The sequence below is a fragment of the Hymenobacter piscis genome (assembly GCF_018760735.1).
Classification (GTDB): domain Bacteria; phylum Bacteroidota; class Bacteroidia; order Cytophagales; family Hymenobacteraceae; genus Hymenobacter; species Hymenobacter piscis.
The window spans coordinates 391,224-405,018 of record NZ_JAHHZN010000002.1 but is presented as its reverse complement, the minus strand read 5'-3'; the positions used below and the strand labels follow the sequence as shown (position 1 = coordinate 405,018).

At 63.0% G+C, this 13,795-nt stretch carries 9 protein-coding genes and 1 tRNA gene; 5 read left to right on the top strand and 5 right to left on the bottom strand.

What is annotated here, in order from left to right; genetic code table 11:
- Nucleotides 1–683 precede the first annotated feature (683 nt).
- The 4 genes from KLP40_RS03840 to KLP40_RS21510 all read right to left on the bottom strand — a co-directional run bounded on the left by KLP40_RS03840 (nucleotide 684) and on the right by KLP40_RS21510 (nucleotide 5,796).
- Nucleotides 684–2,615, bottom strand: a complete 1,932-nt coding sequence (locus KLP40_RS03840) for an OmpA family protein (RefSeq protein ID WP_215592322.1) — start codon at nucleotides 2,613–2,615, stop codon at nucleotides 684–686.
- Between the two features lie 114 nt (nucleotides 2,616–2,729).
- Complete coding sequence (locus KLP40_RS03835) at nucleotides 2,730–3,215, bottom strand: hypothetical protein (RefSeq protein ID WP_215592320.1); 486 nt, start codon at nucleotides 3,213–3,215, stop codon at nucleotides 2,730–2,732.
- 165 nt (nucleotides 3,216–3,380) lie between these two features.
- Nucleotides 3,381–4,277: a (Fe-S)-binding protein gene (locus KLP40_RS03830; RefSeq protein ID WP_215592319.1), complete on the bottom strand. Its 897-nt coding sequence runs from the start codon at nucleotides 4,275–4,277 to the stop codon at nucleotides 3,381–3,383.
- Nucleotides 4,278–4,392: 115 nt separating this feature from the next.
- Nucleotides 4,393–5,796, bottom strand: a complete 1,404-nt coding sequence (locus KLP40_RS21510; protein WP_215592318.1) for a 4Fe-4S dicluster domain-containing protein — start codon at nucleotides 5,794–5,796, stop codon at nucleotides 4,393–4,395.
- A 180-nt stretch (nucleotides 5,797–5,976) separates the two neighbouring features.
- Here KLP40_RS21510 and KLP40_RS03820 point away from each other — a divergent pair.
- A tRNA-Phe gene (locus KLP40_RS03820) sits at nucleotides 5,977–6,049 on the top strand.
- A 92-nt stretch (nucleotides 6,050–6,141) separates the two neighbouring features.
- On the opposite strand, the gene KLP40_RS03815 is transcribed toward KLP40_RS03820, so the two are convergent.
- Nucleotides 6,142–6,471 (bottom strand): hypothetical protein, encoded by a 330-nt coding sequence (locus KLP40_RS03815; protein ID WP_215592317.1) that lies wholly within the window; start codon nucleotides 6,469–6,471, stop codon nucleotides 6,142–6,144.
- Between the two features lie 247 nt (nucleotides 6,472–6,718).
- Between KLP40_RS03815 and KLP40_RS03810 the strand changes: the two genes are divergently transcribed.
- The 4 genes from KLP40_RS03810 to KLP40_RS03795 all read left to right on the top strand — a co-directional run bounded on the left by KLP40_RS03810 (nucleotide 6,719) and on the right by KLP40_RS03795 (nucleotide 13,769).
- Nucleotides 6,719–7,354 (top strand): RNA polymerase sigma-70 factor, encoded by a 636-nt coding sequence (locus tag KLP40_RS03810; protein ID WP_215592316.1) that lies wholly within the window; start codon nucleotides 6,719–6,721, stop codon nucleotides 7,352–7,354.
- 123 nt (nucleotides 7,355–7,477) lie between these two features.
- Complete coding sequence (locus KLP40_RS03805) at nucleotides 7,478–8,563, top strand: FecR family protein (protein ID WP_215592315.1); 1,086 nt, start codon at nucleotides 7,478–7,480, stop codon at nucleotides 8,561–8,563.
- A 180-nt stretch (nucleotides 8,564–8,743) separates the two neighbouring features.
- On the top strand, nucleotides 8,744–12,217 hold the full coding sequence (locus KLP40_RS03800) for a SusC/RagA family TonB-linked outer membrane protein (protein WP_215592314.1): 3,474 nt from the start codon (nucleotides 8,744–8,746) through the stop codon (nucleotides 12,215–12,217).
- A gap of 31 nt (nucleotides 12,218–12,248) precedes the next feature.
- Entirely contained in the window at nucleotides 12,249–13,769 is a 1,521-nt protein-coding gene (locus KLP40_RS03795; protein ID WP_215592313.1) for a SusD/RagB family nutrient-binding outer membrane lipoprotein, read from the top strand.
- The last annotated feature ends 26 nt before the right edge of the window (nucleotides 13,770–13,795 follow it).

Below are 13,795 nucleotides of genomic sequence, written 5' to 3'. Positions count from 1 at the left end.
CACTTTTTCAAGACCCGTTGCCGAGGCAGTCCGGCGGTGAAGAGCGCTTCCGGTTGAAGCGGGGTGCAAAGGTAGCAAAACTACTTGCTGCTTTGCAAGCCCGCGGCGAAAATCTTTTTTCAAGCAGCGGCTGCCGAAGCGGCCGGTCCCCTCCGCGTGTCGGATTGGGAGTGCAAAAGTGGGGCATTGGCCGCAATTCTGCAAACCCGGGCCCCAAAATACCCGTACAAGTCCCGCTTCTACCCAGAAAATCAGCGACTTTCTTTTTGCCACGGGCTAGCCTACCGTGCAGAACACTCAGACAGCTTGCCCACAATTCGTTGGTCAGGCTGCTCGAATCAAACATAAGTCAGGGGGAAGGAATGATTGCTTTTCCCGGTTTTGGCCGATTTAGCAAGGATTTTCGATACGGACTTAGCGCCCTGGTGCTTCGATGCACTATCCGTAATGATTCACCAAGCCAGTGGAGCAACTTATACTACATGGATAGCTTCTTCTCTTTCTATATCTATAGTATGGTGCCACAGCCGGGTACTGGCGTACAGATCGGTAGATGGGACTGTTCATACCTGTACCGCCCCATCTTTATTCAAACGCTTCCCAGGTAAGCATTGCCGGCCCTATAACGAACCGCCCGGCCTGCAGGAGCAGACCGGGCGGTTCGTTATAGGGCCGGCAGAACGCTATTCGGCTATTTTGGTCACTTTGAATTCCGTGCGGCGGTTGCGTTGGTAATCCTCCTCCGTTTTGGCATTCTTAATAACTGGGCGCGACTCGCCATAGCCCTTGGCCGTGATGCGGGCTTTGTCAATGCCCTTGGAAATGATGTAATCGACGGCGGCCTGGGCCCGACGCTGCGAAAGAGCCTGGTTGTAGGCGTCCTTGCCACGCGAGTCGGTATGGGAACTGAGCTCGATGGTGATTTGCGGGTTGTCGTTGAGGGTCTGTACCAGCTTATCCAGTTCCAGGGCCGCATCGGGCCGAATATTGGCCTTGTCGTAATCGTAGAAGATGTTATCCACCACAATGGCCTTGTTCTTCACGATTTTGGTGAGCGTGAGCGTAACGGGAATCCGCACGTCGTTCATCGGGTCGGGCAAATCGGCCTGGGCGGGCTTGCGGCCGATGGTGCTGAGGGAATTGCGGGCCGTGAAGTAACCGCTACGGTTGGCAATGAGCGAATAGTTGGCCGCCGCCGAATCCAGCTTGAGGCTGAACTTGCCGTCGGGGCCGGTGGTGGTGGTTTGCAGCTTCTGGCCTTTGGCATCGAAGAGGGTGACCGTTTCGCTGGCTACCGGGGCCGTATCGCCGGTTTTGTCGTTGCGCTCCACCAACGTGCCGTCGGCATAGAACGTGACGAGCTTGAGGGGGTTCTCGCGAAACAGGTACAGGTCGTCGGAGCCCTTGCCCCCGGCGCGGTTCGAGGATAGCACGCCCACACGCTTATCGGTAAAGAAAGGTGCGAAGTCGTCGCCGGGGCTGTTGATGGGGCTGCCCAGGTTTTTCGCCTTGCCTTTGTCGAGCTTGAAGATATCGAGCTTGCCGAGGCCCGGGTGCCCATCGGAGGAGAAGTACAGCACGCCTTCGGGCGAAATGGCCGGGAAATTCTCATTGCCGACGGTGTTCACCTGGTCGCCCAGATTTTCGGGCGTACCAAAGCGGCCGGGGCTTTCCATGGTGGCTTTGTACAGGTCGCTGCCGCCGAGGCCGCCTTTGCGGGTAGAGGCGAAGTAGAGCGTCTGCCCGTCGGGCGAAAAGACCGGCGAGTATTCATCGGCGGTGCTACTGTTCACGCCGCGCAGAATTTCGGGTTCCGTCCAGGCCCCGGCGCGGTAATAGGACACCCACAGATCCACGCTCAGGTAGCCTTTCTTGGAACCGTTGTTGGACCGGGCAAACACCAGCATCTTGCCATCCGGCGAGTAGGTGGCGCTGGCTTCGTGCTTGTCTTCGGAATTGATAAGGGCTTCGAGCTTGCGCACGGTGCCGCCGGTCAGCTTCTGGTCGTCCTCGAACTTAACGGCGTAGAGGTCGTTGAAGCCTTCCCCGTTGCCTTGGTACACTTTCCCCTCCCGGCCCGAGGCAAACACCAGTTCCCTGGTATCGGGAATGCGGGTGGCGCCGAATTCAGCGGCGGGCGTGTTGAGCTGGTCCAGGGGCATCACCTCGCTGTTGGTACGCATAGCCAACACGGCCGTGGAGGCCTGGGCATTTTTCGCGTCGGCTTCGGCGCGGGCGGCCAGGGTGCGGTTGCCGCCGGTTTCGGCGTAGCGGCTGAACTGGGCGGCAGCTTCCTCGAACTGGCCACTGGCCCGCAGGGCCTGGGCGTAGTAGTAGCCGGCGTCGGCATTTTTCACGCCGCCGGCCAGGGCGGCTTTGTAGTAGGCGGCCGCCTCTTCGGGGCGGTTGGAGAGGCGGTAGGACTCGCCGAGGCGGTAGTTGGAAAGCGCGACGTTTTTGCCCTTGGCCACATCGGCCTTATATAAAGGAATAGCGGCTTCGTATTCGCCACGGGTAAACCGCTTATCAGCCTTGCTCAGGCCGCCGGTGGTGGCGCACCCCGTGAGCACCGCGGCCGAGCCCGCCATGGCCCATACTAGAACAGAATTTCTCATAGAGGAAAGGAAGGAAAACGGGAAGCGGATAGCGGGCCTTCCCGGGGCTAAGATGGTGCTAAACTTACTACTTATTAGCCAAGTTTTTCGCCGGAACACCCAGCACGCAAAGCCTCAGCGGAAGTAGCGCGCCAGCCACGTAGCCTGAGCCGGAGCCGGCCAACTGGTCTGGAGCTGGCCCTGCTGCCCGATGGTATTATCGAAGTAGGGCGTTTCGGGCGATAATGTGCCGGCGGCCACGGCATTGCGCAGCTCTTTGCGGTCGAGTAGCTGCACCTGCCCATCCAACAGGAAGGCCAGCTTCGATTTTTCCAGCAGCTCCACGCCCACCTGGGCTTCAATTGCCTGTACAAAACGCACGGAGGCATCAATGGAGCAGCCGCTGGCCCCGGCTACGGCTTCATCGAGCCCGATAACCAGAAACTGGTCGTGCCGTACGGCGGCCGAGGCGGCCAGGGACCGTCCGTGGCTGGTCCAGTCGGTGGCGAACTGGTGCAGGGCGGGTTGCAGGGCAGCCTGCTCGGCGGCCGTGAAGGGGCGGCTGGCCTGGTAAATCCAGATGCGGGCGGAAGCGGGCAGCTGGTCGAAGGGAACGTACATGGCGGAAAGTAAAGTCGGAAAAGCCCGAATGGGCGGGCGGCAGGGTAGCCGCTCCGGGCAGCGGCGGCACCGAAGCGGAGGGGGCTATCTGCTACAAAGAAACAGCCCCGGCCGGAAGTTCCGGCCGGGGCTGTTTTCAGCGGCTTTATAAACAGGTAGCAGCCGTTAGGCGTTCAGGCCCTCGGCGGAGGCAATCAGCTCAGCCAGGTCAAAGACCTGCACGTCCTGCTCGCGCTCCTTATTTTTCACGCCGTCGGCCATCATGGTCATGCAGAACGGGCAGGCCACGGCAATTACGCTGCCGCCGCGGTCGGAGCCGGCGGGCAGGGCGGGCGCGGTGCTTTCCACGCCGCGCAGGTTCATGAGCACGTCGGCATCGCCATCGAGGGTGGCCAGGGCTTCCTCGGTGCGCTCAATGTTGACTTCCTTATTGCCGGGCTCGGCATCCTTGAACATCTGGGCCCCGCCGGCCCCGCAGCACAGGCCGTTGGTTTTGCAGCGCTTCATCTCCAGCAGGTCGGCATCAAGTACCTCCAGCACAGCGCGGGGCGCCTCGTAGATGTTGTTAGAACGGCCCAGGTAGCAGGAATCGTGGAAGGTGATGCGGCGGCCCTTGAACGACTCACCGCCCTGGGCCGTGACTTTGCCCTCGTTGATGAGCTGCTGCAGGAAGGTGCTGTGGTGAATCACCTCGTAGTTGCCGCCCAAAGCCGGGTACTCGTTTTTGATGGTGTTGAAACAGTGGGGGCAGGCCGTTACCACCTTCTTGATGCCGTAGCCGTCGAGGGTGGCAATGTTGGTCATGGCCTGCATCTGGAACAGAAACTCGTTGCCGGCGCGCTTGGCCGGGTCGCCGGTGCAGGATTCCTCCATGCCCAGCACGGCGTAGTTCACGCCCACGTGCTCCAGAATGCGCACGAAGGCGCGGGTGACGCGCTTGTACCGGTCGTCGAAGGCCCCGGCGCAGCCCACCCAGAACAGGATTTCCGGAGATTCACCCCGGGCGGCCAGATCGGCCATGACGGGAACGGAGACGGGACGCTTGGCAGTTTGATCAGCCATTACTTGAGAAGCTAGAAGTCAGTAGTTAGGAGATAGAATCTGCGGTATGAAGAGCAGATTCCAGGAAGAGGGGGGGTAGAATTGGGAAAGAGAAGCGCCAATGGCATTCTATCTTCTAGCTCCTAACTCCTAGCTCCTCTTTAGAAGCCACGAACAACTCGTCGGCCCAGTTGAAGCGGTCGGAGGGCGAGAAGGCCCAGGGCGCACCGTTGTTTTCGATGTTGCTGAACATCACGTTCAGCGAGTTCGGGGCGGCCGACTCTTCCAGCACCAGGAAGCGGCGCATCTCCAGAATGCTGTCGAGGGGGTTGATGTTGACGGGGCAGGCTTCCACGCAGGCGTTGCAGGTGGTGCAGGCCCAGAGCTCCTCGGGCGTTACGTAGCCGCGCAGCAGGGTGTGGTTCTCCTTGTCGAGCTGCTCCTGGGGGTCGTGCTTGGCCGCTTTGCCGTACAGGGCCGGGTCGAAGATGAGGGGCGCGTTATACTTCTCCTCCAGCCGGTCGCGGGTATCCATGATGATTTTGCGCGGCGAGAGGAGCTTGCCCGTGAGGTTGGCGGGGCAAACCGAAGTGCAGCGGCCGCACTCGGTGCAGGAGTAGGCGTTGAGCAGGTTGGTCCAGGGCAGATCGTCCACATCCTTGGCCCCGAAGGACGCGGGTGCAGCCACGGAGCCATCGGGGTTAGTGGCCGGGGCCGGCACCTCGTAGCTGGGGTCCATCATGGCCTTCACCTCGTGGGTGATGCTGTCCACGTTCGAGAACTGCCCCTGCGGGATGAGCCGCGAGAAATACACGTTCGGGAAAGCCAGGATGATGTGAAAGTGCTTGCTGCTGGGCAGATAGTTGAGAAACAGCAGAATACCTACAATGTGCGCCCACCAGCCCACGCGCTCCAGCACCTCCAGCGCCCCCACGCTGTCGGGCAGCAGGCCGGTCAGGAACTGGCTGATGGGAAAAGCGCCGGGCAGCACCGCCCCCTGCAACTGGTGTAGCTTTAGGTCGGCGGCGTTCATCAGGAACAGGGCGCCCATGAGCACCACCTCCACGTAGAGAATGATGTTGGCGTCGAGTTTGGGCCAGGCCCGCATTTCCACACCCGTGAAGCGGCGTACGCCCCCCACGTTACGGCGCCACCAGAACGCCACCACGGCCAGCACCACCAGGGCGCCCAGCAACTCATTGGTGCCGGTCAGGGCCGAGTACAGCGGCCCCAGGAACTGCAAAAACCGGTGGGTGCCGAACAGGCCGTCCACCATAATTTCAATGACTTCAATGTTGATGACGATGAAGCCGATGTAGACAATCAGGTGCAGAAAGGCCGGCGTGAGGCGCTTGAACATTTTCTGCTGCCCGAAGGCCACCAGCAGCGTCTTCCAGAGCCGCTCGTTGACGTTGCCGCTCACGTCCCGGTCGCGCCCGACGAGGACGTTGGCCCGGATGCGGCTGGCCTGCCAGGCAAACAGACCGAAGCCGGCCAGCGCCACGAGCAGGAAGAGAAGGTTTTGAATAGAAAAGTGCACGGGAAAATGGGTAGGTTTGGGAATGGAACCGAAATATACTCGGTATGCATAACAAATTACAGCTTTTCGCCGGTTTAGTTTGCCTCCGAAATAATTTTTCGTTTCAGGTTTGCAGGTTAAAAATGGTTTACTACTTTTGTGCTCCCCAACGGCCATAAGGCCTGCCGGGAACCAAGAGCTGGTAATGTAGCTCAGTTGGTAGAGCACAGCACTGAAAATGCTGGTGTCGTTGGTTCGATTCCAATCATTACCACAAAAAAGCCCGATTCTGACTCAGAATCGGGCTTTTTGTTGTTCTAAGAAATTCCCTTTGGGCCGGGGGGGCCGGCTACGGCGGCGGAACAGCTAGTGGGCCGGGCCACCGTGACGGCGAAAGAAAGTTTCCACTTCCAGGCGCAGGGGCACGAAGTCGTCGGTTTCCAGTTCGGCCACAATATGGTTAAGGGCGGAGATGTGACGCTCCGTAGCCAGCAGAAAGCCCGGCTCATTCACCCAGGCATAGGCGTAAAGGCGGGTATGGTCGGCAGCGGGCTGCGGATGCAGGTACCGTACGTCGGAGGGCGGCACGAAGGCGGGCTCCCCCTGCAGGAGAGGGTAATCCCAGCAACTGTAGCGGGAAACCTGATCAAATCCCAGTTCCCGCAGGTAAGCGTCTTTGGTAATGGCTGGCAGCATAGGCAAACAGATGGGGCCTTGGTGAGGGGGCTTGGCCGGAAGGCAAGTTGCCGGGCTTTATGAACTGTTACAAGGCGCAGGAGTCCTTGTTTGTGACATCCGAAAAACCGGGCTTGGCATACCACGCGCCAGAGAAGCAGCCGGCAGTCAATCAAACTAAAATCGGCTCCGACAGGCACTTATCCCTCGCGGCCCGGCAACTGCCACTTGGTGAAAACCCGCCCGCCCGGTATCTTTGCTGCCAGCTATGAAAACCCCGCCGCTCTCCCCCGAAGAACTCCTGCACCGCATGGCTCACCATGACGACCAGTCGGCTTTTTCGGAGCTATTTACCCGGTATCACTCCAAGCTGGTGGTGTTTGCCCTGCCGTTCACGCGCAGCCGGGAGCTGGCCGAGGAAGCAGTATCGGATGTATTTCTGAAGATCTGGCAGAAGCGGGCTACTCTGGTGCAGGTGCAGAACCCGGCCAGCTACCTCTACGTGGCCGTGCGCAACCAGGCACTCAATTACCGGCAGAAGGTCGAGAATCAGCCTTCCCAACCGCTGGAAGACCTGCCGGCCGAACTGATGGTGGAGTTGATGACTCCGGAGCGAACCCTATTGCAGGGGGAGCTCTACGCCGCCATTCAGCAGGCGGTCGGCAAGCTGCCCCCCCAGTGCCAGATGGTATTCCGGCTGGTGCGCGAGGAAGGCCTCAAATACAAGGAAGCAGCCGACATTATGGGCATCAGCGCGAAGACGGTGGAAGTGCAGATGGGCATTGCCATCAAGAAAATCAGCCAGGAACTCCAGGGGCATCTGCCCCAACGGGCCACCGGCCCCAACCGGGTTCTGCGGATTGCGTTAGTGCTGGTGGCCTTGCTGCCGGCGGCGGGTTGGTAGCCAGCGGCCGGGCAACGCCCAACCATAATTTTGGCTTTTTCCCGATATTGGGTAGTCGGCTTAGGGGATAGGCCCGGATAATATGTCTGTACATTATCCCCTGTGTTATCCGCGCTATCGTTAATGGAACTCTCCACAGTACACGAGCTTATTGGGAAGGAACTGGCCGGCGAGCTAACGGCTGAGGAGGGCGAAGTGCTGGCGGCCTGGCTGGCCCAGGCCACCCCGGAGGAACGCAGTACCTACGAAGCCACCCACCACTACTGGAGCCTGCCCGTAGTCCCGCTCGTGCGACCTGCCGAAACGGCTACGGCCCTCACGGCCCTGCTCAGTCGACTGGAGGCAGACGAACCTGCGGCGGCCGAAGCCCCATCTGCCGTGCCGGTGGTTCGGCCCCTGTATGCGGCACCCGCTCCCTGGTGGCGCAGCCGGGCCGCTGCCGCCGTGGCCGGGCTGGCCCTGGTTGGCGGGGCGGCCGGATACGGTTTCCTGGCTTACCGGCAGGCCAATGGCCAACCACCCCTGACGTACGAAGAGCGCATTACCCCGCGGGGAGCAACGGCCAAGGTGCTGCTGGCCGATGGCACGGCCGTCTGGCTTAATGCCGATACCCGCCTGTGGTACCCGACCGAATTTTCCGGCCGCCGCGAAGTATATCTGCAGGGAGAAGCGTTTTTTGAAGTGGCCCCCAACCCCCGGCACGCCTTTGTGGTGCACATGGGCCGGGAGCAGGTTCGGGTGCTGGGCACCTCTTTCAACGTGCAGGCCTACCCCGAGGAGCCCACGGTGGAAACGGCCGTTGTGACGGGGCAGGTAGCCTTCATTCGGGCCGGAAACGGGCAGCCCGGGTCCCACGACACACTCTATATAGCACCCAATCAGCGCGCCGTTTTCACCAAGCAGACGGCTTCCATGCACCGGGAATTAGGCCGCGGTCAGGACTTCAAGGCCTGGAACAACGGCGAGCTGGTATTCGAGGAAACCCCGCTTGACGAAGTAGCCCGGGTGCTGGCCCGGCAGTACGCCGTAAACGTGGATCTGGACAACAAGCAGCTGGCTCAGTGCCGCCTTACGGGCCGTTTCAAGAATCAGAGCCTGCGCGAGGTAGTCCGCCTGCTTTCCATGACCGGCACGTTCGGCTTCGAGCTGACCAACGAGCGGCTGCTGCTCACCGGCCCGGGCTGCTTCAACCCCATCGCCAGAAAATAGCAGATTGGCGTATATTGGGCAGGTAGTCCGCCTGCTCCTCTATTTGCCGTGTTTTGCTCTCGAAAGTGGGAATACCAGTCTGCGAAGCTCCTGACCCGGAGCCGCACAATGGGGCTGTGGCTATTGATCAGCCTGGCACTTCCCCGGTTAAGTCAGGCTCAGTCGGGGCCGCTGCCCAGCGTGACGCTCTACACCCGCCACCGGCCCCTGCCCGATCTGCTCCGTGAGCTGGAGCGACAAACCGCCTACACCTTCGTGTATAGCACCAGCCAGCTTGGCAAGGTGCTGCCGCCTGAGGCCGAGCTGGAAAATCTGCCCCTCGACCAGGTTCTGCGGCACCTGTTACTGCCGCTGGGCCTGGAATTCCAGGTTTCGGGCCAGCAGATTATCCTGCGCCGCCGGCCGGCCGCAGTTGGGGCAACGTTGCCGGCCCCGCCCCCCGGCCCGGCCCCGCGCCGTCCGAATCCGACGCCATTCCGGGGCCGGGTGCTGGATGCGGCCACCGGGCAGCCCCTGCCGGGAGCCAGCGTGGTGGTACGCAACGATACGCGCGGCACTGCTACCGCCGCTAACGGCACGTTCTCCCTACCCCTCACCCCCGCCGATTCGGTGCTGGTGGTGAGCTCTCTGGGCTTCGCGCCCCAGGAAATCCGGCCGGCTGGCCGCCCCACGCTCGATATCCAGCTCCGGGAAGGTCTGCGGGCCCTGGCCGAAGTGCTGGTGACGGGGCCGGGGCCGGGTCGGGATCAGAAATCAGTGGCCTATGCCGTGCAGGTGCTGCCCGCGGCCCAGGTAGTGGAGGCCCGCGAAGTCAACTTTATCAACTCGCTCAGCGGCAAGCTGGCGGGGGTAGACATTGTGCGCAATGGCTCGGGGCCGATGGGCTCCACCAACATCATCATTCGGGGCTATACTTCCCTGAGCCGCGACAGCCGGCCGCTGGTGGTGGTGGATGGGGTGCCCATCGACAACCAGAGCCCGCTCCAGGCCACGCGCTTCGGAGGCTACGACCTGGGCGACGGGCTGTCGGCCATCAACCCGGAGGACATTGAAAACCTGACGGTGCTCAAGGGCGGGAATGCGGCGGCCCTCTACGGCAACCGGGCGGCCAATGGGGCGCTCATCGTCACGACCAAGAAAGGCCGCCGCGGGCTGGGCCTGCACCTGAGCTCCAACACCACCTTCGACCAGGCTCAGGTGCTGACCGATTACCAGAACGACTACGGGCAGGGTTCCCAGGGGCGTTTTCTGGTGGATGCCAACGGAGACCTGAGCCGCACGCCCGAGGGCTACCCCATCATTGCTCCGGCGGGCACCAGCATCGGTAGCTGGGGGCCGCGCATGGAGGGGCAGCTGGCACGCCACTGGACCGGCGAAATCAAGCCCTTTGTGGCCCAGCCGGGCAACCCGGCCGGGTTTTTCCGGACCGGCTTCACGACCGCGAATACGGTGGTGCTCACAACGGGTTCCGACCGGGGCACACTGCGGGTATCGGCCACCGACCTGCACAACCGGGGCACCTACCCCAACAGTCACCTGCACCGCGACTACCTGACGCTGCGGGCCATCCGTAACCTGGGCAACCGCCTATCGGCCGACCTGAAGGCCGGGTACGTGTATTCCGACAACTTCAACCGCCCGACCCTGGGCGCCAATCCGGACAACGTGATGGGCCAGTTTTCGCGGCTGCCCCGCAGCGTGGATCTGGCGGACCTGCACCCCTACCGCGACCCAGTGACCCGGCAGCCCGTGCTCTGGAACCAGAGCCGGCTGCAACCCTTCCAGCCCACTCCCCGCCAGAACCCGTACTGGGCGGCCTACCTGAATACCAACCGCACGCATCAGCACCGGCTCAACGGCTCCGTGGCCCTGCGTTACGACTTCACCGACTGGCTCTGGCTGCAACTGCGTGCCGGTACTGACCGCTACCAGACCCGGTTCCGGTATCAGTACGCCAGCTACACCTCCTGGAACAGCACGGCCCAGCCCGACCGGGGTGGCTACGCCGAATCGGAGCTGACGATGCGGGAGGACAACATCGACTTCGTTCTGAATGGCCGTCGGCGCCTGAGTTCTGAGTGGGAGCTGACGGCCCAGGCCTTCGGTAACCTGCTCCAGAAACGCAGCGCAACCACCGGCACCACCGGCCTCGGCCTGCGGGTGCCCAACGTGTTCCAGCTCGATAACGTGGCCGCGGCCACGGCGGTACGGGCTTTCTCGCAGTTCGAAGTGCAGTCGTTGTTTGCCCGCGCCCAGCTGACTTACCACGACGCCGTATTTCTGGAGCTGACCGGCCGCAACGACTGGGACTCCACTCTGCCGGCGGGCGACTGGTCGTACTTCTATCCCAGCGCCTCTTTGGCCGTGGCCTACACCGACCTGCTGCCCTGGCAATCGGAGCTGCTGACGTTGGGCAAGCTGCGCGCTTCCTGGGCCCTGGTGGGCAAGGGTACCGGCCCCTACGAGCTTACCACCCGCTACGACCTGACGACGTCCGGGGTGCCGGAAGCGCCCGGCGTGGGCAGCTCCTACCTCGGCCAGCCCTTCGCCAGCCTCCAGAATCAGCTGGCCCCCCGCCAGCTCAGGCCGCAGCTTACCCGGGCCGTGGAACTGGGCTCCGAGATGCGCTTCGGGGCCGGCCGGGCCCTTCTCGATGTGGCCGTGTACCGCACCAATACCTACAACCAGGTGGTCAGTGTGCTGACTGCGCCGTCCTCGGGCTTCCAGACCCAGCTCATCAACGCCGGCAACATCCGCAACCAGGGGCTGGAAATCACGGCGACGGTGGTGCCCGTGCGTACGGCCCGGGGCCTGAACTGGGAGCTGAGCCTCAACTGGGCCACCAACCAGTCGCGGGTACTGCGCCTGGCCGACGCCAACGACCGGTATCAGCTGGGCCTCGAATCGAATAACGTAGCCATTGTGGCCCAGGCCGGGCGGCCCTTCGGCGAAATCTACGGCACCCGGCTGCAACGCGCCCCCACGGGCCAGCTGCTGCTCGGGCCCGATGGCCTGCCCCTGGCGCCCGCCGGCCCCACCGTGCCCCTGGGTAATTTTCAGCCCCGCTGGTTTGGTGGGGTGCAGAACCAGTTTCGCTACCGCCAGCTTCGGCTGAGTGCGCTGGTAGACGGCCGCTGGGGCGGGCAGATTTACTCGGTTTCGCAGCAGCAGGCCGCGCAGTTCGGCAACAGCCACGTCACGCTGGCGGGCCGGGCCGGCTGGTACGCCTCGGAGGAGGCGCGCCGGGCGGCCGGCCAGTTGCCCGGGGCCTGGACGCCCACCGGCGGCTTGCTGGTGGAAGGGGTGGTGAAGAATCCCGATGGGACGTTTTCGCCCAGCCGCCGCTACGTCAACCCCGAGCAGTACTGGAGTCGCCTGGCCACCATTTCGGAACCCTTCGTCTACGACGCCTCCTTTCTCAAACTCCGGGAGGTGAAGCTGACCTGGCAGCTGCCGGCGGCCTGGGTAGCCCGGGTGGCCCACCTGAAAAGTGCCAGCGTGGCGGCCGTGGCCCGTAATCTGGCGTTTCTGAGTCGGGCCACCGTGGGCTTCGACCCTGAGTCGGCGTATAACCTGGGGCAGGCGCAGGGGCTCGAATCGGGGGCGTTTCCTCAGAGCCGGAGCTGGGGCTACCACCTGCAGCTCGATTTTTAACCGGCTCGCCCGCTTCGTATTTTTACCGCCGATGCGTCTGTTTGTTCCCGTTGCGTTGCGTGCCCGGTGGCTGGCCCTGAGTTTGGCGGCCGGGCTGGCCACGGGCTGCACCGAGCGGTTTACCGATCTGAACACCGACCCTACCACCGCCGCCAACGCCACCGCCGACGCCCTGTTTGCCCGCGCCCTGAAGTACGGCACCCTCTACGACGATGATTTTCAGGTGGGCGAGCACCTGCACGCCAACATGTGGGTGCAGTTTTTTGCCAACTCCACGCCCGCCTTCGGCACCGACCGCTACGAAAGCAACGACGAATGGACCACCAAATTCTGGACCCGGTTCTACGCCGGCTACGGCATGGACCTGGCCCAGGCCATCCGGCAGGTAGCCCAGCAGCCCGGCCAGGTAAACCGCCTGAGCCAGGCCCGCATCTGGCGGGCGTTCCTGTTCCAGCGCATCACCGACTATTGGGGCGACGTGCCTTACCTGGAAGCCTTCGAGGGCGGTACCGGCACCGGCCAGCCGGCCTACGAACCCCAGGCCATTATCTACCTGAGCCTGCTGCAGGAGCTCACCGAAGCCGCCGCCGCCCTCGACGACACCCAGCCGGGTAATTTCGGGCCGGCTGATTTGCTGTATGCCAACCCCGCGGCGGCCTACCCCGCCCCGGCCGTGGCCGAGGCCAATCAGCGCTGGCGGCACTTTGCCAACTCGTTGCGCCTGCGCATGGCCCTGCGGCTGACTAAGGTGGCCCCTTCGCTGGCCCAGCAGCACGTGCGCACTGCCCTGGCGGCCGGCGTGATGAGCAGCCACCCGGAATCGGCAATTATGAACAACACCGGTGGCAGCGTGCGCATCAGCCAGAACCCGCTGGCCGTGGTGTTGGGGTTCAAGGACTGCCGCATCAGTGCAACGCTGGTGGCGTACCTGCGCCGCTTCAACGACCCGCGCCTGCCGATCTACGTGGCGCCCGTTTCAGCTACTAACCCCAGTCTGGCGGGTATGCCAAACGGGTTATCGGCCAGCGAACTGACCCTGCCCCAGAACCGGCCGGCCAATTTCAGTCTGGCCGGAGCCCGGTTCCAGGACGCTGCCCACGACCAGTACCTGCTCACGTACGCGGAAGTGTGCTTTCTGCGGGCCGAAGCCTGTCTGCGCGGCTGGGATGCCACCGGCACGGCCGAGCAGTGGTACCAGACCGGCATCCGGGAGGCCCTGGCCCAGACCGGCGTCAGCTCCGCCGCCCTCGTGGAGGCCTACCTGCGGGAGCCCGGCGTCCGGTTCGAAGCAGACCGGGCCCTGGAGCAGATTATCACGCAGAAGTGGCTGGCTTTGTTCGGTCATAACGGCTTCGAGGCTTACGCCGAGTACCGCCGCACGGGCTTTCCGGTGCTGCGCCCCATCCCCAACCCCGGCGAAACCAACGGCCGGGTGCCCCGCCGCCTGCGCTACCCGCTCCTCGAGCAGCGCCTCAACCCCGCCTCTTACCAAGCCGCTATCAGCCGGCAAGGCCCTGATTTACTGACGACTCGGGTGTGGTGGGATAAATAGTTCGGTTTTTTTAGGGGGCCGGTTAG